This window comes from Roseivirga spongicola, assembly GCF_034376045.1.
GTDB lineage: Bacteria > Bacteroidota > Bacteroidia > Cytophagales > Cyclobacteriaceae > Roseivirga > Roseivirga spongicola.
Map to the genome: position 1 here is coordinate 381,472 of NZ_CP139724.1, position 20,654 is coordinate 402,125.

A 20,654-nucleotide genomic window follows, 5' to 3' on the forward strand; every position below is an offset into this window, starting at 1 on the left:
TAACCTTATGAAAAAACCAGTTTCTGTAGCGCAGTTCTCAGAGCTTGAAGATAAATCTCCAGCACACGCATTAGTTTCCCAAACCGACTTAGTTGTTATTAAATATGGCAGTGAGGTGTCCGTTCTTTACGGACGCTGTTTACACAGAGGGGCTTTGCTAGCCGATGGTTTCGTTGATGGTCACAATCTTATTTGTGGGCTGCATAATTGGGATTATAGAATCGACACAGGAGTTAGTGAGTACGACAACTCAGAGTTTCTACACAAATTCGAATCGGAAATAAAAGACAACCAAGTCTTCATAGACCAAGCTGATGTTGAAGCTTATGAAGTTGACAACCCCGCTCAATTCGACAGAGAAGCCTACTTGGGCATATATGCCGACACTAACCCAGAAGATACCGAACCCCACAAAGACCATATAAAAGAACTTGCCAAAAACGGCCTTGACAATGTAGGGAAGCATGGGGCTACAGTGTCTATGGGCGTAGATAGAAATACATTACCCAAATGGGAAGACATACAGTTTCTGCCAGCCCAATTGGGTTCAAAGCCTTTGATGGATGATGATGCAGTAGTAACAGAAACAATTATAGGCCCCAATGCTAAAAAGCCCCTAAAATTAGATCTACCACTCTTTGTTTCAGACATGTCCTTTGGTGCTATATCAGAAGAAGCTAAAATCGCTTTGGCAAAAGGAGCAGAAATGGCCGGAACAGGAATTTGTTCTGGTGAGGGAGGAATGTTACCTGAAGAGCAAGAAGCTAACTCCAGATATTTCTATGAATTGGCTTCGGGAAAGTTCGGGTTCTCGTATGAAAAAGTGGTTAAAGCCCAAGCATTTCACTTCAAAGCTGGTCAAGGAGCAAAAACTGGAACCGGAGGCCACTTACCAGGCAATAAAGTGAATGGAAAAATCGCAGAAGTCAGAGGTTTGGATGAAGGCGAATCAGCAATCTCTCCTGCTACTTTCACCGACCTAAGGTCTGTCGAAGATTTCAAAGCAGTTGCCGAAAAGGCAAGGGAAGCCACAGGAGGTATACCTATTGGATTCAAAATGGCAGCCTCAAGAATAGAAGAAGACATTGACTTTGCCTTAGAAGTAGGAGTAGACTACATCATTCTAGATGGAAGAGGGGGAGCCACTGGCGCAGCACCAGCAATACTTAGAGATAATATCAATGTTCCAACTATTCCTGCTTTAGCAAGAGCAAGAAAGCACTTAGACCAACGAGAAGCCAAAGGCGTTAGTCTCATCATCACTGGAGGCTTAAGAGTGGCGGAAGACTATGCTAAAGCCTTGATGCTAGGTGCAGACGCCATCGCAGTATCTAATGCCGCCTTACAAGCCATTGGATGCTTAGGAATGAGAGCATGCCACACCAACTTCTGTCCAGTAGGTATTGCAACGCAAAAAGAGAAACTAAGAAGCAGGCTGGTCATTCAGTCTTCTGCCAAGCAACTCTCCAACTACTTTTCAGCTACTAATGAGCTAATTAAAGTGATAGCACGAGCTTGTGGTTATGACCACATTAGCAAATTTAACCCCAATAACCTCAGCACATTCAGCTGGGATATGCATAAATTAGTGGCCATAAATTTCGCAGGACCGAAAGCGTAGAAAGAATGGAAGAGGTATATAAGAAATCAGTTGAATTACATGAGGAAATGCAGGGTAAGATTGAGATGGTCAATAAGATTCCTGTAGACTCAAAAGAGAAATTATCATTAGTATACTCTCCAGGTGTTGCTCAACCATGTTTGGAAATTGAGAAGAACCCTGAGAGGGCATACGACTTAACTATAAAAGGCAACACAATTGCCGTTGTTACCAATGGCACGGCAGTGCTAGGCCTTGGAGATATTGGGCCATTAGCTTCTCTTCCTGTTATGGAAGGAAAAGCCATGCTCTTCAAAAAGTTTGCAGGCATTAATGCCGTTCCAATCTGTATTGACAGCAAAAATACTCGCCACATCATTGAGACAATCAGGAGAATTGCACCTTCATTTGGAGGTATTAATCTAGAAGATATTGCTGCACCTGAGAGCTTTGAAATAGAGGAAGCACTTCAAGATATTGGCATTCCTGTTTTTCATGACGATCAACACGGAACCGCCATTGTAACCCTTGCAGCCATGATTAACGCTTGCAAGGTTACGGGTAAGAAACTTACAGATCTGAAAGTAGTAATAAATGGAGCGGGCGCTGCGGGAATTGCTATTGCTAAACTTCTGAGGTGTTTCCATATAGACTCTCCGCTTTGCCAGTCTGTAAAAACACTCATCGTTTGTGATTCTAAAGGTGCTATTCACCGTTTCCGTAACGATTTAAATAAGGCCAAGACCGAGCTGTTGAAGTACTCTAACTTTGATGACGTGGAAGGAGATATTCACGAGGTTATAAAAGGTGCCGATGTGTTTATTGGAGTGAGCAAAGGAAACATTCTCAACAAAGAGGATATTAAAAACATGGCCGAGAACCCTATCATTTTCGCCATGGCAAACCCAACTCCTGAAATTATGCCTGCAGATGCATTAGAAGCAGGGGCCACTATTGTTGGTACCGGCAGAAGTGATTTCTCTAATCAAATCAATAATGTATTGGCATTCCCAGGAATCTTCAAAGGTGCTCTAAAGGCACGTGCTAGTACAATTAGTACCGAAATGAAACTAGCGGCAGCTTATGCTATTGCCAACTCTCTTGAAAATCCAACAGCAGATGAAGTTATTCCTTCAGCGCTAGATACATCATTGGCAGAAGTAGTGGCTCAAGCAGTCGAAAAAGCGGCTCATTCTGAGCGAGAACTTGAAAAACAAATAGCTGAGGCCGAAGCCGAAATGAATGACTAAATGGTCTTGAAAACGACTCTTTGGCTGAACATTGATTCCCTCCATTTGTTAGGCTTTCAAAGGTATAATTATGAAAGCGATTTGGAACAATCAAGTATTGGCAGAAAGTGATGAAACCATCGTAATTGAAGGCAACCATTACTTTCCGCCTAATTCAATCAAAAAAGAGTTCTTTAAAGAGAGTAACACTCACACTTCGTGCCCATGGAAGGGTCAGGCTAGTTACTATACCATTAGTGTAGAAGGTAATGAAAACAAAGATGCCGCCTGGTATTATCCCGAAACGAAAGAAGCAGCCAAACCAATTAAAGGCTATGTAGCCTTTTGGAGAGGTGTTAGTGTAGAAACATAAAAAAAGCCCTCAAATGAGGGCTTTTTAGTATCTTATTCTGGAGTTCTTTCGTCTGGATACTCCTTCTTAAAGCCAGACCAGAAATCGTTAATGGTGTTCTTCATGTCCTTTCGAAGCATGATAATTCCTACCAAGTTAGGCAGAGTCATTAGGGCAATAGCAATAGCAGCAATAGTCCAAATAATTGTAGTATCTGCAATCGCTGCAATGAAGAACCCTGCTACATATACAATTCGGTAATACTTCACTGAGCCAGATCCTGCCAAGAAGGTCATGGCTCTATCTCCATAGTAAGACCAAGAAATTGCCGTACTAAAAGCGAAGAGCAATAAGCCTATTGAAACTATATATTGACCGGCATTACCTAACCAACCTTTGGTAAAGGCTATGGCCGTTAGAGGTGAACTATGTACCAGAGATTTCCCGTAGAATGAGATGCTTGCATCTTGCAAAATTCCATTCCTAATTTCAACCTCTCCAGTTAATGGGTCTCCTCCGAAAGATTCGTTTACTACCACTTCTTCAGCCACAGAACGAGCATGAATAACAGTAACATCACTAACAATCTGACCATTTTCAACCTGAAGCATTCCGTCAAAAACAGGGAGAGGGTTCTCTCCAGATAAATGCTCTTTAAGGGCTTTTCTATCATCCTTGTTATCATCGGTATACTCAGTTCCTACCAAAATAGACATGTCAGTTACTGCAAAGTCATTGTAGTGCTTGTCTTGCCATGCACCAGAAGACAGAAGAGTCAGACCTGTGATTGAACAGATAACAATAGTATCAATGAATGGCTCCAGAATGGCCACCATACCCTCTGAAACAGGCTCATGAGCTTTAGCCGATGCGTGAGCAATTGGTGCAGAACCTTGACCAGCTTCGTTTGAGAACAAACCTCTACCAACACCCGTGTTGAAGGCGTACATTACTGTAGCACCAAGAAAACCACCTGTTGCCGCTGTAGTGGTGAACAAGCTAGAAAATACCGATACAATAGAAGGAATTACATTATCTAAATTGGCGAAGATCACGGAGAAACAGCCGAGAAAATAAATTACAGCCATTGCAGGAACAAGCTTCTCAGTTACAGAAGCAATTCTCTTAATACCACCGATAATAACAAAAGCCAAAATTACAGAAAGAACAGCTCCTGTAATCCACGGCTCAATCTGAAAAGTAGACTTTACCGCCCCAGCAATACTATTAATCTGAGGCATATTTCCTGTTCCGAACGATGAAAGTACTGTTGCTACAGCAAAAATAACTGCCAACCATTTCATGTTCAGCTTATTCTTCATGTAGTACATTGGGCCACCAGCCATAGTACCATCAGCAGCTTTTTCTCTGTATTTGTGCGAAAGCGTTACCTCAACAAACTTTGTACACATACCTATAGCGGCCGTAATAACCATCCAAAATAATGCAGCAGGGCCACCAAGGTGCAATGCTAAGGCTACACCAGCAATATTACCAGTACCAACTGTACCAGAAAGAGCGGTAGTTAAAGCCTGAAAGTGAGAGGTATCTCCTTCGTCTCCAGCTTTATCGTATTTTCCCCTTACCACATTAAAGGCAAAGCGGAAATATCTGATTTGTGGAAACTTAAGGTAAATAGTAAAGAATAGCCCTGTTCCTAAAAGTGCAAAAGGAAACCACCAAGAGCTACCAATATAGCTATCGATTACCTTAAGAAAATCGTTGAGTTGCTGCATAAAGTAGGTTGTTTAGTTTTATGGATGCTGCAAAAATAGAAATTATCCATTCTGAACAAAGGCAAAAGATGCTTAAGGAGTGGTCGTTTAACCCCGTCAGCACCGAAGGTCAGACGGGATTTTTACAAATCAAAGTCTTCCCAATCAGCTTTTACATACTGTTTCGCTAACTGCTTATCAACTAACAGCTGTGTCTTCAATCCGCAATATTCTAAATACGAAGAATGTTTCCATCCTTCTAGATTAGCTGACAAAGAAGCTTCTAATGGATTGTTGTGTATGTAATTAAAGCAGTTAGTCACATATTCTCCAGAGGAGCTATTTAAAAGTTTCCATTTAATCTTGGGACGAAAAACCGAACCTGACTTCCCATATTTACGATTGAAATATTGAGCATATTGACTTTGCAAAAGTCTAAAGCCATTAGAAACACCATTAAGGTTTAAACTACCAATCCTTACAATCTCTGAAGACTTTGCATTAGCATGTATTAAAAAGTGAAAATGATTTGGCATAATGCAATAGGCAAGAACATCGGCTTTCTCAGCAATCCAAACCTTTGCTCTATTTAGAAAATAACTATAGTCCTCATCATCTAAGAATACCTTCACTCCATTATTTGATTGGTTATAAACGTGGTAGCAAAAATCCTCTAAAATCTTCATGGTGATTATTGAATACTGAATATAACCACATTAGCTATCTAATCATAGGATTACGCGTCTGACCTACGGTACTGACGCTAAGGTCAATTCACATCTGTAATCATCACCTTCTCCCAGAGAGTAGCTCCATTTTCTAGCAGTGCTAAATGAATGGGGTGTTGCTGATAAACATCGTGCGCGGCAAGATCTTTGAAATGAACAATTACCGCGAAATCATAACTTCTTTCCACTATTGGACGAGTGGTTTCGGCAGGCACACCAGTGTAAAGTGCTTGAACGACTTCAATATCTCGCAGCTTCTCGGCATCAGTAAAAAAGTGCTCTTTCTGCTCTTCTGTCACCCCTTCCTTGAACCAAAAGTATACGGAATGAATAAATGGACGCTCTGACTGATCTCTACCTTCAGAGTTTCCAGTCTGACAACCTAAAAGAACGAATGCTAGGAATAACAGGGATAGCCATTTCATATCTGGAACTTTTAGTCAAGATATGGAAATGACAGCTATTTCTTGATTGGAAATTTCATTCGGTATCTGACATCAATATTCCCTTTAGAAATATTAACCAGCTTTGATCTAAGCATTTGCTTTTTCAACCCTTTAATGTAATCGGTAAAAAGCACACCGTCTAAGTGATCATATTCGTGCTGAATCACACGAGCTGTTAATGCATCGAACTCTTCTTCATGTTCATTCCAGAGTTCATCGTAATAATGAATGGTTAACTTCTCTGGTCTGAGAATATCTGCATGTACATCTGGAATACTCAAACAGCCTTCTTCAAAAGCCCATTCGTTTCCGTATTCATCTAGTATCTCTGGATTGATAAAGGCACGCTTCACCCCTTTGGCCTGATCTTCTTCATCTCCCATTTGGGTAGAGTCGATAACGAAAATCCTATGAGACAACCCGATTTGAGGAGCTGCTAACCCCACTCCATTGGCACTGTACATAGTTTCGAACATGTTCTCTACCAGTTGTGTCAAATCTTTGGAGTCTTGAGGAAAGTCTTCCGCCTCTTTTCTTAGAATGTTATCTCCGTATGCTAAAATTGGGTAAATCATAAGCCTCTGCTTTCCAGATAAGATTGAAGAATTATGGATGCACTAATCTTATCTATATTGCCTTTTTCTCTTCTATCCTTCTTTTTCATTCCTCCGGCAATCATTGCATCCATTGCCATTTTGGAGGTAAATCTTTCGTCATGCAAATAAACGGCTTTTTCTGGAAACTGCTTTTTCAAAAGGTTGTGAAATTGCCTTACCTGTTGGGTAGCATTTGTATCCTTCCCATCAAGGTTTTTAGGCATACCAAGCACAAAAGACTCAATACCTTCTGACTGATCATAGTTTTTTAAAAACTGAATTACGTCTTTGGAGTGTACCGTATCTAGCGGAGATGCAATAATCTGAAGTGGGTCTGTAACAGCCAGCCCCACTCTTTTTGAGCCATAATCTATGGCAATAATTCTACCCATTAATTGCTTTTAGACAAGTCGTGAAATTTCAATTTCACCAAGCGCTCCAACTGAAGTGCTTTAGGAAAAAGAATTTCGTTTTCAATTTTGGCGTGCAAGATGAGGTCTTTTTCTAGTCTTTCCAATTCAGAATAGAGCACCTTAATGTGTAAATCGGCCTCATCGCAATAAGTGTAGTTATTGGTGAATTTTCTAAAACCCTCCATCTCATTATCATGCACCTCATGATCTAAAGCAAACTCACGAACTGAGTTTTTCTCCATTAAGTAAAATACTTCTGAACTAGGAACATCGTCTTTCAAGAACCTAGACAGCTGACTAACATAAGAAAAGAAGGTGTCTTCCTCCTCATAAATATGCTCTATAAAGTCTTGAACAAACAGCGGAAAAATCGACTTCAAGTCGGCAGAAAGTGTTTTGTACCTGAAATCAACCTCTGTAACACCATCAATAAGCTGGGCAATGTAAGGAATGCGTTTTTTCACAAACAAGTAGTGTGCATGCTTTAGGTATTCTACCATAAGCTCAACAGGCAAAGACTGAAGTTGTCTCTGAGTAGTTTCCTTATCATCATTTATTAGTTCCAACGCCTTAATTACAGAAGCTGCTTTTAAGCCATGATTGGAACAGACTTCTGCCAGAGTCTCTGTTTTGTAATCATAGAACTTCACCCCAAAATAATAGAGCACTGAAGCCCTAACATGGTTCTCGGTAACTAAATCATTGATGGTTCTTTTAAGAAGGTTTTCCATTTTATTGGGGTTTAACGAATCTACTAATTTTGACTAAGAGAGTAAATGTTCAACTTAGATTTTTCAGTGAACACAAATGAAAACATACCGTTAGATTCATACCATGACATTTACCCATGTTTTTGAAGGGTTTACATATTTTTGCGGATAAATTTTAAAAAAGTGAGCGAATACAAGAATTCATCATACCATATAAGACTACCTATTCTTTTAGCCATTGCACTGATTGCAGGCGTTTTAATTGGCTCTAATTTTGCCGAACCCAAAACAGACAAAAAGTACCAGGCGTCTATTCAGAAGTTTACGCAGCTATTGGACTACATAGAAAACGATTATGTAGACACCGTAAACACTGCTTCCCTTTTAGAAGAGTCTATCGAGGTTATGTTGGATAAGCTAGATCCGCATACGGTTTATATACCACCAAGAGATGCTGAATTGATGGAGTCTCAACTTAGAGCCACCTACGATGGCATTGGAGTTGAATTCAACTTATTAAGAGACACGCTATACGTGGTAACTCCACTGACTGGCGGCCCTTCCGAAACTGCAGGAATTCAGGCAGGTGACAAAATTGTATCGGTAGACGGTGAAAATATAGCAGGCATTGGCCTCAACAACAGAATGGTTTACGATATGCTTAGAGGGCCGAGAGGTTCGGAAGTAACCGTTGGAGTTGTTCGCAAAAATCAGGAAGATATTATTGAATACGATTTGAAGCGAGGAGCCATTCCTCAAACCTCATTAGATGCGAGCTATATGATTGATGACAAAATAGGCTACATCAAAATCAACAGGTTTGCTGAAACCACATACCGTGAATTTAAGGAGGCTTTAAGCAACCTTAAAGAGAGAGGTATGAGCCAATTAATCTTAGACTTACAGAACAATGGCGGTGGTTACATGAGTGCTGCCATTGGCATTGCCGATGAATTCTTAAAAGAAGGGGCCGTAATTGTAAGCCAAAAAGGACAAAGCAAAAAGTACGACAGGGAAGACAGAGCCGAAGAGGGTGGTATATTCGAAGAAGGAGCAGTAATGGTCTTAATTAATGAAGGCTCAGCCTCAGCTTCAGAAATAGTAGCCGGAGCACTCCAAGATAACGACAGAGCATTGGTAGTGGGCAGAAGGTCTTTCGGCAAAGGATTGGTTCAATACCCATTCGATCTAAAAGATGGTTCTGAAGTTCGAATGACCATCGCTAGATACTACACACCAAGTGGTAGGTCTATTCAAAAGCCTTATGAAGATGGCGAAGAAGTTTACAATAATGACTATTACGATAGATTCGTTTCTGGAGAACTATTCTCTCAAGATTCTGTCCATTTCGATGAAGATTTAGCCTATAAAACAGCCTCAGGTAGAACAGTCTACGGTGGAGGTGGCATTATGCCAGATTACTTTGTAGCCTTAGACACAACCGATAATAGTGCATACATTAATAGACTGGTAGCAAACAACACCATTAGAGAATATACACTCGATTTTAGGGACAACAATCCTGAAATGAAGAACATGAGCGTAGATGAGTTTATTAACGATTTTGAGATTACAGACGCTATGCTTCAAGAGGTTATTGCAATGGGCGAAAAAAATGGAGCTCGCTTTAACAGAAAGCAGTACACTAAATCTAAAGAACTACTCAAAAATCTACTAAAAGGTAGAATAGCACGAGAAGTTTTTGATAATGACGATGCCTTCTATAAGGTCTACAACAACAGCAATGAGGTTTACAGAGAGGCCGTAAACATTTTTATGAATCCAGATAAACTGAAAGAGAAGTCTAATACTGTTCTTTTACAACGCATGTAATAAGAAGCCTAGGTATTTGGCGTTGCTAAGTAAAGGTCATTAAAATATGAAGGTTGTTTTTTCGAGCCTACTGCTCATTCTATCTGTAAATCTGTTCTCTCAGAGCCAAACTGAAGCTATCAATAAAGATGTCTGGTTCAATTTTATGCAAGCCTACCAAGACTTGGATGCTAGTTTGTTTAATAAAATTCATACGGATGATGTACTTCGCATTCCTCAAGAAAGCGGAAGTATGATGATTGGGCAGGAATATAAAGATGCCAACCTAGAGAACTTCAATCGCTGGAACCTGGCTAAGGTGAAGCAGAAAATCGAGTTCAGCTTTTATTCCAGAATCCAGAAGGCCAATTGGGCTTATGAAACTGGCATATTTAAGCTAACCCGCTATACCGATTCTGGTTCTCAATCATACTACGGCAAATTTCATGTCACCCTCAAAAAAGTATCAGGTGTCTGGAAAATCTACATCGATTCAGACAATAGCTACGGAGGAGCAATTGGAGAAGAGGATTTTCAAAAAGGAAAAATTCTTAATTAGGTTTATGCAAATTATTCATCAAATGAATAAGCAGATAAACACACATCAACTTTTTGGATATCTAATCTTTGTTGCAGGAGTAGTGATCATAGCTTTAACTGCAATTGTAATATTCTCCTTTACTTCTGATACTACAAGTCAAGGATTGAATATTGCTGCAACATTTATAATGTTGGTGTTTGCCAGCTCTCTAGTAGGTTGCCTTCTAGGGTTTGTATTTGGCTTCCCTTCCTATAAAGAAAATGAATCCAATTCTCCATTAGAAAGAAATACTTCATTTAAACAGATTTCTGATTGGCTTACTAAGATTATAGTGGGTATCTCTTTGGTTCAGTTCAATGAGATTATCGAATTCTTTCAGCATTTAGTATTAAAAATTTCTGAATCCTTAGAAATAAACCCTCATGGTGTAACAATAATTTATTGCTTAATTACCCTTTTCCTCAGTTTAGGTTTTATGACTGGCTACTTAGTGACTGTAACAGACATTATTACCCTTGTTGCAAATAGTGAGAAAAGATTAAATGATCTAAATGACATACTTAAATCGCACGTTAGTGAGGGCATCAATTCTGAAAGACTGACTGAGTTTGAAGAACAGGATATTTTAAACGAAAAGGACAGAAAAACAGTACTTAACTATGTTCATGATTTTGGTAATGACATTACAGATATTGAATTACTAAAGCGACTCGCACGACTACTATTTAGAATCAAAGAATATACTAAATCGGCTAATTTATGGAATAGAATTTTTAGACTATCTAAACTTGATGGCTCAACAGATGATAATGAATTATATTTACCAAAATTAAACGAAGCTTTCATCTACAGTAAACATTTAAAAGATCATAGAAGATCCAATGAAATACTACAATCTATAAAAACTCAAAGACCTGGATGGCCTGCTATTTATTACAATTTAGCTTGCAATTATCACCGAATGCTGAAAGACATCCAAGAAGAGAAAGTAGATAATAACAAAATAATTAATAAGTTTGTGGAAGACATTAATGCTAATCTTAGAGAAGCTTTTAAATTAGACCCTAATCTTTATTCTCTAGCAATTAAGGATGAAGAGCTAGATGGCATAGATATTGAATCTATATTTAATAGTGTAAACAAAGTTTAATTTAAAACGTTTTATAATTAAGGAGGTTGATATGAATACAGACTTAACATCACTTTAATAGTTAAGAATTATCTGAGGGTGTCTCAAAAGGGCACCCTTTTTTCATGTTCTTGATATTAGTTGCTTGAATTCTTTAGGATAAGGCCTTTGAGTGTTATTTTAAGGTATGACAAACAAGCGGAAAGTCTTCAAGGATTACCACCAAGGTCAGTTGATGCTTTTGCCCCCCAGTCTTGAGGAACTGATCAGCGCCCACCACCCTGTACGGTTGGTAAACTCTGTGATCGATAGGGTGAACACAGAGGTGCTGGAGCGGAAGTACAAAGGTGGCGGGAGTTCTTCCTACCATCCCAAGATGCTTTTGAAAGTACTGGTGTATGGTTATTTGAGCAATGTTTACTCATCCCGCAAGCTGGAGGCCTCTTTGGCAGAGAACATCCACTTCATGTGGATCAGCGGCATGAGCAAGCCAGACCACAACACCCTTGCCCGGTTCCGTAGCGATCGGTTGAAGGACGACCTGAAGGTGATTTTCGCCCAAGTAGTGCAGTTGCTGGTGGAAGAGGGCATGGTGGGCATCAAGGAACTCTACACCGATGGCACCAAGATAGAGGCCAATGCCAACCGCTACAGTTTTGTATGGGGCAAGGCCATAAACACCAGCAAAGAGCGCATTGGCAGACAACTGGAAGAACTGTGGGAATACACCCAAAGACTGGCAGAAGAAGAGCTTTCGACCACCCCAGAGATGGACTTTAAGGCCATAGACGCCAACAAGGTAGAACAGACGGTGGCCAAGATAGACAGGGCACTTTCTGGCAAACGGGTAAGCAAAAAGGTAAAGCAGAAGCTCAACTACGCCAAAAAGAACTGGCCGGGAAAGCTCCGGGAGTATGAGCAGAAGCAGGCCATACTCCAAAACAGGAACAGTTACTCAAAGACCGACCATGAGGCCACCTTTATGAGGATGAAGGACGACCACATGCTCAACGGCCAGCTAAAACCGGCCTACAACTGGCAGATCAGCACCTCCTCTCAGTTCATCGTCAACACCACCCTCCACCAGACCACCACAGACACCCAGACCCTGAAGCCCCACCTAGAGCAGTTCAAACAGCTGTATAAAACCACACCAAAGTCCCTCTGTGCAGATGCCGGTTACGGCAGCGAAGAAAACTACAGTTACCTACAAGAAGAACAGATCGAGCCTTACGTGAAGTACAACTACTTCCATAAGGAACAGACCAAAAAGTGGAAGGAAGACCCATTCAGGGCAGACAACCTGCATTACGATGAACAGTCCGACAAGCTCTATTGCCCCATGGGGCAACCCATGGACAAGACAGGAGAACAGACCAGGCTTACCAAGACAGGTTACCAACAGCACCTTAGCCTATACAAGGCCAAAAACTGCAATGGTTGCCCTTTGAGGCCCCGGTGCCACAAGGCCGAAGGGAACCGCACAGTACAGCTTAACCACGGCTTGAGAAAACTGAAGGAAAAGGTGCGCAGAAACCTGCACAGCGATGAGGGGCTGAGGCACAGGGCCAACAGGCCGGCAGACGTAGAAGCAACCTTCGGCATAATCAAGCACAACAAGGGCTTCAAACGCTTTATGTTAAGGGGATTGGAAAAAGTGGAAATAGAGACACTCCTCATATCAATCGCCCACAACATCTCCAAAATGGGCAACCTCAGAGCCGCTTAACCTAAAAGACACATCTCTTAAGACAGGCAATCATAAAAACCGTCAATCTAAACCCACAATCCACTAAAAATAAAAAAGACCGACTCAGTTAATTCTGAGACGGCCTCTTTTTATTCACTCCTTACTTTCGAGAAACTTAACTCTTGAAAAGAACGCTAACCATATTATTCGTAGCCGTTTACTTCATCACAAGTAGTGGGGTTCTGTTCGGAGAGCACCTTTGCATGGGTAGAGTTAAGGAGTCTGCACTTTTCAAAAAAGTGGAAAGGCAGTGCGGCATGAGTATGGAGATGCACACAGACATGGATCATTGTTGTGATGACCAATGGAGCCTAAAGGTGGTTGATGATGAGCAACAGATGACCGCATTTCAAGACGCTCCATTCACTAATTACCATCTTTTATACGAAGCGCCATTTTCAGAATTGGTGACTTTGATAATCGATCAGGACGATGAGGTTGAACTAAAGAATACTGGCCCACCTGATATTCATCGACCCGAACTCTACATTTTCTTCCACAATCTCAAAATCCCTTCTGGTTTACAGTCTTAAGGTGTAGAAGCACGTCATTCCGAGGAATGAACTCGATAGAGCTCATGACGAAGGAATCTCCCAATTAACCTTGACAGATTGCTTCTCCCGCCCCAAAATATCGGGGAATCGGGATCGCAATGACAGTTTTACAAGCACCTTCAGTACTCCTAATCGAGTACCTTCACATTCATTACAGGATTGTAAAACCACAAAAATGATCAATAACCTTATTAAGTTCTTTCTCTACAACCGACTGGTGACCTTCTTGCTTTTGGTCATTCTCATAGGTTGGGGGCTGGTAACGGCACCATTCGATTGGCAGGTAAATTTGCCAAAAGACCCTGTGCCCGTAGATGCCATTCCAGACATTGGAGAGAATCAGCAAATAGTATTTACAGAGTGGGCAGGTCGCTCACCCCAAGACATAGAAGACCAAATCACGTACCCGCTTACCTCCACTCTATTGGGGCTTCCGGGCGTGAAAACTATTCGAAGCTCCAGCATGTTTGGAGCCTCCTCCATCTACATCATTTTCGAAGATGGCATAGAGTTTTACTGGAGCAGAAGCCGAATTCTTGAAAAACTCAGTGCCTTGCCTCAGAACCTACTTCCCGATGGCGTTCAACCCTCCCTTGGCCCTGATGCAACGGCTCTTGGCCAGATATTCTGGTACACCATCGAAGGACGGGATAAAAACGGCAACCCTGTTGGCGGTTGGGATCCTCAGGAGATTCGCTCTGTGCAGGATTACACAGTGAAGTATGCACTGAGTTCGGCACCTGGTGTTTCTGAAGTGGCTTCAGTTGGTGGCTTCGTGAAGGAATATCAAATAGATATCGACCCGGAAGCCATGAAGGGTTTTGGAGTCACGCTGATGGAAATTACCAAGGCCGTTCGAGAAAGCAACCGAGACATTGGTGCCAAAACCATGGAAATCAACCAGGCTGAGTACCTAGTTCGTGGTTTGGGTTATGTAAAGAGTCTGGAAGACTTGGAGAATGCAGTTGTCCAAACCGTCAACAACACGCCAATTAGGGTGAAGGATGTAGCCTTTGTTTCGCTTGGCTCCGCTTCACGCAGAGGAGCTTTAGATAAATCAGGAGCAGAAGCGGTTGGCGGTGTGGTGGTAGCCAGATACGGATCGAACCCCATGGAGGTGATTCAGAATGTAAAGGAGAAGATTGAGAAGATTGCTGCTGGCCTGCCTTCAAAAACTTTGTCCGATGGCACTGAATCGAAGCTCACCATAGTTCCTTTCTATGATAGAACCCAGCTAATTCAGGAAACCATTGGCACTTTAGAGGAAGCACTGACTCTTGAAATCATCATCACGGTGGTGGTAGTGATTGTCATGCTGATGAACCTGAGGGCTTCCATTCTCATTTCCTCACTCTTGCCCATAGCTGTACTCATGTGCTTTATTGCCATGCGGTATTTTGGAGTAGACGCCAACATTGTAGCCCTTTCGGGAATTGCCATTGCCATCGGAACCATGGTAGATGTGGGGATTGTGCTCACCGAGAACGTAAGCCGACATCTGGAGATGAAAAAAGACCAAAAGCTGGTCGATTTGATTTTCGAAGCCAGCAAAGAAGTAGCACCTGCCATCATTACAGCAGTGATGACAACGGTGGTCAGTTTCATTCCGGTATTTACCTTGGAAGCTGCAGAAGGGAAGCTCTTCCGCCCATTGGCATTTACCAAAACTTTCGCGTTGATTGCCTCCATTTTGGTAGCGCTGTTGATTCTACCAACCTTGGCTTACTGGTTCTTTGGTTTCAGACCGAAAAACAAAAACTTCAGAATCATCCTGAATGCCATAACGATGCTTGTCGGGTCGATTGCCTTATTTAATGGACAGGCACTTGCCGCATTTGTGCTCATTGGTATAGGCATTTGCAACCTCGTTCAAATCTATGTACCGAAAACGAGTTCCTATTTAAAGCATTCTACACTAGTCATCGCGCTTTTGGCTGTTAACATTCTTTTGGCTGAAGAATGGATGCCTTTAGGGGTACAAGGAGGTTCATTGTTGAATTTTCTCTTTGTCGCTATCATCATCGGCTTCACCTTGGGCGTATTTAGCCTCTTTATCAATGTCTATCCTACTTTGCTGAACTGGACGCTAAACAACCGAAAGCTCTTCTTGATTATTCCTTCTTTCATTGTTCTCTTCGGGATAACCATTTGGCTAGGTTTCGACAAGGTATTTGGCTTTATCCCTAAGGCTTTTGGAGAAGAAACAAGAACTACAAAACTCTACTCAAAACTAAACCACAGCCTGCCTGGAATTGGCAAGGAGTTTATGCCAGCATTGGACGAAGGAGCCTTCCTCTTGATGCCAACCTCTATGCCTCATGCTGGCATTGAGCAAAACAAAGAGGTGCTCAAAATGCTCGACATGGCTGTTACCGGCATTCCTGAAATTGAATCTGTAGTGGGCAAATTTGGAAGAACTGAAAGTGCGCTCGACCCTGCTCCTATTTCCATGTACGAGAATGTGATCAACTACAAAAGTGAATATAAAACAGATGAAAATGGCCGCAGGCTCAGATTCAAAGTGAAAGATGGAGAATTCATCAGAGATTCAAATGGCGACCTGGTTCCAGATAAAAACGGTTCATTCTTCAGACAATGGAGGGACGAAATTCAGTCGCCAGATGATATTTGGCAGGAAATCGTAAAGGCCACTACCCTTCCGGGTGTAACCTCAGCACCTAAACTTCAGCCTATCGAAACCCGCTTGGTGATGCTCCAAACCGGTATGCGTGCGCCAATGGGCATTAAGGTGAAAGGTTCTGATTTAGCTACTATTGAAGCCTTTGGACTGGAGTTGGAAGACATTCTAAGACAGGTGCCTTCGGTAAAAGCACAGGCGGTTTTCGCAGAGCGAATAGTTGGTAAACCTTACCTGCTCATCAATCTGAAAAGAGACAACCTGGCTCGTTATGGGTTGAGCATTTCTCAGGTTCAGGACTATTTGCAAGTAGCGGTGGGAGGCATGAAACTCTCCACAACTATTGAAGGCAGAGAGCGCTATCCCATCCGTGTGAGGTACCCGAGAGAGTTGAGGGATAATCCGGAGGCTTTAAACAACATCCTTATTCCAATAGCTGGAAACAGAAACATCCCTTTGAGTGAGGTTGCTGAAATTGAATACACCCGTGGGCCTCAAATGATCAAAAGCGAAGACACTTTCCTAGTGGGCTATGTGATTTTCGATAAGCAAGCCGGGCAAGCAGAAGTGCAGGTAGTACAAGATGTGCAAAGGCTCATCGATGAAAAAATCTCGACTGGTGAGCTGAAATTACCTGCGGGAATTTCCTATGAATTTGCCGGAAGCTATCAGAATCAAATCAGGGCGGAAGCGAGGCTGAGCATTGTAATTCCGATTGTGCTGATCATCATCTTCTTGATTTTGTACTTCCAGTTCAAATCAGTTCCTGTTTCACTAATGGTGTTTAGTGGTGTAGCAGTTGCTTTTGGTGGCGGCTTCCTTATGCTTTGGCTATATGGCCAGGACGGCTTCCTGAATTTCAACCTATTCGGAACTAACCTGCGAGATTTATTTCAAATACACCCAATCAACCTTAGTGTGGCTGTTTGGGTAGGTTTTATCGCGCTATTTGGAATAGCTACGGATGATGGTGTTTTGATGGCAACTTATCTGGGTCAGTCTTTCAGAGAAAACCAACCAAATGATAAAACACAAATCAGAGAGGCAGTAATCGAAGCAGGCAAGAAGAGAGTTCGCCCATGTTTAATGACTACAGCCACTACACTACTGGCTTTGTTACCTATTTTGACCAGCACCGGCCGTGGCTCCGATGTGATGGTACCTATGGCTATTCCTTCTTTCGGGGGAATGCTCATTGCTTTGATCACACTTTTTGTAGTTCCTGTGCTTTACGCCTCCTACAAAGAGATACAGTTGAAATATCAAGAAGAATGAAATCGATCAATAAAAGACATATAACGCTTATGGCTTTCTTCCTTCTCCTTGGTTGTCAAGGCGAACAGAAGTCGGTAAAAATCTCCTATCAAGTTTATGGAAAGCTAATAGAGATTATGCAGCAAAATCAGTTGCAGGCCAGGGTAAACCTGAATGATTTGCAGTTAGGCAAGAACAGTTATGGCCTTGGGGCCATGGAAGGCTTGCAAGGCGAAATACTCATCACTCAAGGTGAAGTGATTACATCAGTTGCTAATCCTGATAGCATTCTGGTTCAAAACTCAAATGCTTTTGGGGCAGCACTTTTAGTCACTACTGAAGTAGAGGATTGGCAGGAAGTGGAAATGAATGAAACGGTTGATCTGAAATCGCTAGAGTCAGTGATTGAAGATCAGGCTGAGACATCCAACCTAAATGCCAACGATGTAATCCCTTTTAAAATTGAAGCCAATCCTAAAATCCTAAACTGGCATATTATTAATGCCTCACTGGCCGAAGAACAGAACCATCAGGCCTACAAAGAGTCAGGAAGAACAGGAGTTTTGGAAAGTCAGAAGGTGGAAATTATTGGCTTCTATTCGAAGAACCATCAGGGCGTTTTCACCCATCATGGGAGTTTCCTACATCTGCACTTCATAACAGCAGATGGATCACTCATGGGACATGTAGACGACCTTCAAATTGATGGGAACTGGAAGATTTATTTACCTAAAGCAGCACAGCCATGAAGAAATATGTAATACTTTTCATTCTAAGCTTTACGGCAATGGGTCTTTCGGCACAGTCGCTGGAAGATTATTGGCAGTTGGCTGCTGAAAACAATCCTGCACTAAAAGCCAAGTTCACCCAGTACCTGGCAGCTCTGGAAAGAGTAGATCAGCAAGGTGCTTTGCCAGATCCAACAGTCAGCTTTGGAGTCTTTGTTTCTCCGGTTGAGACCAGAGTGGGGGCGCAAAGATTGAGAATTTCGCTGAACCAAATGTTCCCATGGATGGGCACCAACTCCGCACGAGAAGACTTGGCGGTAAAAATGGCTGAAGCCAGATTTGCTGAATTCGAAGAGGCCAGAAACAGCCTATTCCTCAAGGTTTCGGAAACCTGGTTGATGCTATCCGAACTGGAACAAGAGATTGAGCTAAAGAGGGAAAACCTTAGACTGCTCAAAACTTACGAACCAATAGCCAAAACCAAGTACGAATCTAACCTAACTTCATTGGCCGATCTGATTCGGATTCAGATTAAAATTGAGGATGCCGCTACCAACCTGGAGCTGCTTGAACTAAAGAGAAAGCCCTTGGTGAGCGACTTCAACACTTATTTGAACCGCTCTGTAGACAGCGAGGTAGATATTAGCAATCCATTGCCCGAGCACACTATCACTTCCAGTCTTGATTCTGCATTGGCGAATAACCCGAAAATCAAGGCCAATCAGAAGGACATTGCTGGAGCAGATACTCAATTGAAACTGGTAGAATTGAAACGTAGACCCAACATTGGTGTAGGCCTAGACTATGTTCTGATCAGTGAGCGCAAGGATATGACGATGGCAGATAACGGTAAAGATGCACTCATGCCTATGGTATCGTTGAGCCTACCCGTTTTCGGTAAAAAGAACAGGTCGCTTATCAAAGAGACTGAGCTTGTTAAAGAAAGTCTATCCCTTCAAAATGAGAGAATTCAAAACGACATCAAGAATCAATGGGTAAAAGCGGAGTACTTAGAAAGCACTTCAAGTAGGGAATTAGAACTTTATGAGAGGGAAATTCGAAACACGCGTTCCCTTCTTAACGTGCTCACCAGTGAGTACAGCAACAACAGCAGCAATTTTGAAGAACTGCTAATGACACAGCAGCAGCTCTTACAACTTCAAATAGCTCAGGTAAAAGCCATGACCAAGCAGCATCAGGCCTGGCTTCAAAAGAGATATTTAACCGGAAACTTTTTAACTATCAAACCATGAAAAAACTACTAACAATTGTTTTGTCCATGGCGCTCTTAGCATCATGCAAAGATCAGCCCCCTCAACCGGTTCAGGAAATTGTCTTACAAACTGATAACCCAAGCAGCCTACCAAGACTATTCACCAACAGCAAGGGAGAAACCTTCCTTTCTTATGTTGAAAGAACTCCTGAAAAGGTAGCCAAGCTCTACTTTACCAAGTTGGAGAACGAGCAATGGGGAGCACCGAAATTGATAGCAGAAGGCGACAATTGGTTTGTCAACTGGGCGGATTTTCCATCGGTAATTGAGAACAATAGCCACATGGCAGCCCATTGGTTGCAGAAAAGCGACAAAGGCACTTTCGACTATGATGTGCGAGTAGCGATGTCTGCCAATAACGGTAGTGAGTGGAGCGACTCATTTATTCCACATACAGATGGAATTGCCGCAGAACATGGCTTCGTCACCATGCTTCCCCTTTCTGACCAGAGAACATTTATGACTTGGTTAGATGGCAGAAACACCAAAGTGGAAGGAGAAGAAAGTCATGGCGGCCATGGTGGTGGACCAATGTCTTTGAGAGCAGCTATTTTCGATAAGAATGGAAATGCTTTGGAAGAATGGGAGTTAGACGACAGGGTTTGTGATTGTTGCCAAACCACAGCAGCTCAGACAGACGAGGGCATAGTGGTTATTTACAGAGACCGATCTAAAAACGAAATCAGGGATATGTCGGTAGTGAGATTGGTAGATGGTGAATGGACTCAACCCAAACCATTAATGGTAGAGTTGTGGGAAATGCCTGCCTGCCCAGTGAATGGCCCTTCGGTTACAGCCAAGGGGAATAATGTAGCCGTAGCATGGTTTATGGCTAAAGGCGGAACGCCAGAAGTGAAACTAGCTTTCTCAAAAGATGGTGGTGCCAATTTTGGTGAACCTGTGATGGTAAGCCAAGTGAATACGAGTGGAAGGGTTGGAACCACTACTCTAAACAACGGACATGTACTGGTAAGCTGGATGGACAATGCTGATGAAAAAGCCTCCATTATGCTAGCGGAATACGACAACTCAGGCGCACTGATTAACAAAATGACAGTGGCAGAAACCACAGCCGAAAGAGCCAGTGGTTTTCCGGTAATCACCAGCAATGGTGATGATGTCTACATGGCCTGGACTCAGGCCGGTGATCAATCGATGATAAAAACAGCAAAAATTAATTTCTAGT

18 protein-coding genes are annotated in these 20,654 nt (G+C 42.2%); 12 read left to right on the forward strand and 6 right to left on the reverse strand.

Annotated features, from left to right (window positions below):
• Nucleotides 1-7 precede the first annotated feature (7 nt).
• From T7867_RS01780 to T7867_RS01790, 3 genes are all read left to right on the forward strand, one after another.
• Complete coding sequence (locus T7867_RS01780; RefSeq protein WP_322299783.1) at nt 8-1,621, forward strand: glutamate synthase-related protein; 1,614 nt, start codon at nt 8-10, stop codon at nt 1,619-1,621.
• A 5-nt stretch (nt 1,622-1,626) separates the two neighbouring features.
• Nucleotides 1,627-2,850 (forward strand): NAD(P)-dependent malic enzyme, encoded by a 1,224-nt coding sequence (locus tag T7867_RS01785; RefSeq protein ID WP_322299784.1) that lies wholly within the window; start codon nt 1,627-1,629, stop codon nt 2,848-2,850.
• Nucleotides 2,851-2,920: 70 nt separating this feature from the next.
• On the forward strand, nt 2,921-3,202 hold the full coding sequence (locus T7867_RS01790; RefSeq protein WP_322299785.1) for a DUF427 domain-containing protein: 282 nt from the start codon (nt 2,921-2,923) through the stop codon (nt 3,200-3,202).
• 32 nt (nt 3,203-3,234) lie between these two features.
• Here T7867_RS01790 and T7867_RS01795 read toward each other — a convergent pair whose 3' ends face one another.
• The 6 genes from T7867_RS01795 to T7867_RS01820 form a co-directional block, all read right to left on the reverse strand.
• Nucleotides 3,235-4,917, reverse strand: a complete 1,683-nt coding sequence (locus T7867_RS01795; protein WP_068219179.1) for an alanine/glycine:cation symporter family protein — start codon at nt 4,915-4,917, stop codon at nt 3,235-3,237.
• 122 nt (nt 4,918-5,039) lie between these two features.
• Entirely contained in the window at nt 5,040-5,582 is a 543-nt protein-coding gene (locus T7867_RS01800) for a transposase (RefSeq protein ID WP_322299786.1), read from the reverse strand.
• An 83-nt stretch (nt 5,583-5,665) separates the two neighbouring features.
• Entirely contained in the window at nt 5,666-6,049 is a 384-nt protein-coding gene (locus T7867_RS01805; RefSeq protein WP_322299787.1) for a Dabb family protein, read from the reverse strand.
• Between the two features lie 35 nt (nt 6,050-6,084).
• Nucleotides 6,085-6,645, reverse strand: a complete 561-nt coding sequence (gene def, locus T7867_RS01810) for a peptide deformylase (protein WP_273272923.1) — start codon at nt 6,643-6,645, stop codon at nt 6,085-6,087.
• Entirely contained in the window at nt 6,642-7,058 is a 417-nt protein-coding gene (gene ruvX, locus T7867_RS01815; protein WP_068219166.1) for a Holliday junction resolvase RuvX, read from the reverse strand. Before ruvX ends, def begins: the two co-directional genes overlap by 4 nt.
• The gene (locus T7867_RS01820; RefSeq protein WP_068219163.1) at nt 7,058-7,810 is read right to left on the reverse strand and encodes a hemerythrin domain-containing protein; all 753 of its coding nucleotides are present in this window, start codon (nt 7,808-7,810) and stop codon (nt 7,058-7,060) included. Before T7867_RS01820 ends, ruvX begins: the two co-directional genes overlap by 1 nt.
• Nucleotides 7,811-7,972: 162 nt before the next feature.
• Here T7867_RS01820 and T7867_RS01825 point away from each other — a divergent pair, with 162 nt between their 5' ends.
• From T7867_RS01825 to T7867_RS01865, 9 genes are all read left to right on the forward strand, one after another.
• Nucleotides 7,973-9,622 carry a S41 family peptidase gene (locus tag T7867_RS01825; protein ID WP_273272920.1) on the forward strand — a complete coding sequence of 550 codons (1,650 nt, stop codon included), beginning with the start codon at nt 7,973-7,975 and terminating at the stop codon, nt 9,620-9,622.
• Between the two features lie 46 nt (nt 9,623-9,668).
• The gene (locus tag T7867_RS01830; RefSeq protein ID WP_322299788.1) at nt 9,669-10,160 is read left to right on the forward strand and encodes a Cif family virulence factor; all 492 of its coding nucleotides are present in this window, start codon (nt 9,669-9,671) and stop codon (nt 10,158-10,160) included.
• A 22-nt stretch (nt 10,161-10,182) separates the two neighbouring features.
• Nucleotides 10,183-11,292: a hypothetical protein gene (locus tag T7867_RS01835; protein ID WP_157717574.1), complete on the forward strand. Its 1,110-nt coding sequence runs from the start codon at nt 10,183-10,185 to the stop codon at nt 11,290-11,292.
• A 166-nt stretch (nt 11,293-11,458) separates the two neighbouring features.
• Nucleotides 11,459-13,000: an IS1182 family transposase gene (locus T7867_RS01840; RefSeq protein ID WP_068219147.1), complete on the forward strand. Its 1,542-nt coding sequence runs from the start codon at nt 11,459-11,461 to the stop codon at nt 12,998-13,000.
• 143 nt (nt 13,001-13,143) lie between these two features.
• Nucleotides 13,144-13,554, forward strand: coding sequence for an HYC_CC_PP family protein (locus T7867_RS01845; RefSeq protein ID WP_157717573.1), 411 nt, complete (start codon nt 13,144-13,146; stop codon nt 13,552-13,554).
• Between the two features lie 196 nt (nt 13,555-13,750).
• Nucleotides 13,751-17,488 carry an efflux RND transporter permease subunit gene (locus T7867_RS01850; RefSeq protein ID WP_068219141.1) on the forward strand — a complete coding sequence of 1,246 codons (3,738 nt, stop codon included), beginning with the start codon at nt 13,751-13,753 and terminating at the stop codon, nt 17,486-17,488.
• The gene (locus tag T7867_RS01855; protein ID WP_084375624.1) at nt 17,485-18,216 is read left to right on the forward strand and encodes an acetolactate decarboxylase; all 732 of its coding nucleotides are present in this window, start codon (nt 17,485-17,487) and stop codon (nt 18,214-18,216) included. Before T7867_RS01850 ends, T7867_RS01855 begins: the two co-directional genes overlap by 4 nt.
• Complete coding sequence (locus tag T7867_RS01860) at nt 18,213-19,448, forward strand: TolC family protein (RefSeq protein WP_068219134.1); 1,236 nt, start codon at nt 18,213-18,215, stop codon at nt 19,446-19,448. The genes T7867_RS01855 and T7867_RS01860 overlap by 4 nt, the downstream gene beginning before the upstream one ends.
• Nucleotides 19,445-20,653: a hypothetical protein gene (locus tag T7867_RS01865; protein ID WP_068219131.1), complete on the forward strand. Its 1,209-nt coding sequence runs from the start codon at nt 19,445-19,447 to the stop codon at nt 20,651-20,653. Before T7867_RS01860 ends, T7867_RS01865 begins: the two co-directional genes overlap by 4 nt.
• Nucleotide 20,654: the final 1 nt, after the last annotated feature.

Bases quoted from the DNA above. Each gene is read 5' to 3' on its own strand.
- ruvX (WP_068219166.1), bottom strand. From the start codon at position 7,058: ATGGGTAGAATTATTGCCATAGATTATGGCTCAAAAAGAGTGGGGCTG.
- T7867_RS01785 (WP_322299784.1), top strand. From the start codon at position 1,627: ATGGAAGAGGTATATAAGAAATCAGTTGAATTACATGAGGAAATGCAG.
- T7867_RS01860 (WP_068219134.1), top strand. From the start codon at position 18,213: ATGAAGAAATATGTAATACTTTTCATTCTAAGCTTTACGGCAATGGGT.
- T7867_RS01780 (WP_322299783.1), top strand. From the start codon at position 8: ATGAAAAAACCAGTTTCTGTAGCGCAGTTCTCAGAGCTTGAAGATAAA.
- T7867_RS01800 (WP_322299786.1), bottom strand. From the start codon at position 5,582: ATGAAGATTTTAGAGGATTTTTGCTACCACGTTTATAACCAATCAAAT.
- T7867_RS01850 (WP_068219141.1), top strand. From the start codon at position 13,751: ATGATCAATAACCTTATTAAGTTCTTTCTCTACAACCGACTGGTGACC.
- T7867_RS01835 (WP_157717574.1), top strand. From the start codon at position 10,183: ATGAATAAGCAGATAAACACACATCAACTTTTTGGATATCTAATCTTT.
- T7867_RS01865 (WP_068219131.1), top strand. From the start codon at position 19,445: ATGAAAAAACTACTAACAATTGTTTTGTCCATGGCGCTCTTAGCATCA.
- T7867_RS01795 (WP_068219179.1), bottom strand. From the start codon at position 4,917: ATGCAGCAACTCAACGATTTTCTTAAGGTAATCGATAGCTATATTGGT.
- T7867_RS01830 (WP_322299788.1), top strand. From the start codon at position 9,669: ATGAAGGTTGTTTTTTCGAGCCTACTGCTCATTCTATCTGTAAATCTG.
- T7867_RS01820 (WP_068219163.1), bottom strand. From the start codon at position 7,810: ATGGAAAACCTTCTTAAAAGAACCATCAATGATTTAGTTACCGAGAAC.
- T7867_RS01840 (WP_068219147.1), top strand. From the start codon at position 11,459: ATGACAAACAAGCGGAAAGTCTTCAAGGATTACCACCAAGGTCAGTTG.
- T7867_RS01805 (WP_322299787.1), bottom strand. From the start codon at position 6,049: ATGAAATGGCTATCCCTGTTATTCCTAGCATTCGTTCTTTTAGGTTGT.
- T7867_RS01855 (WP_084375624.1), top strand. From the start codon at position 17,485: ATGAAATCGATCAATAAAAGACATATAACGCTTATGGCTTTCTTCCTT.
- def (WP_273272923.1), bottom strand. From the start codon at position 6,645: ATGATTTACCCAATTTTAGCATACGGAGATAACATTCTAAGAAAAGAG.
- T7867_RS01790 (WP_322299785.1), top strand. From the start codon at position 2,921: ATGAAAGCGATTTGGAACAATCAAGTATTGGCAGAAAGTGATGAAACC.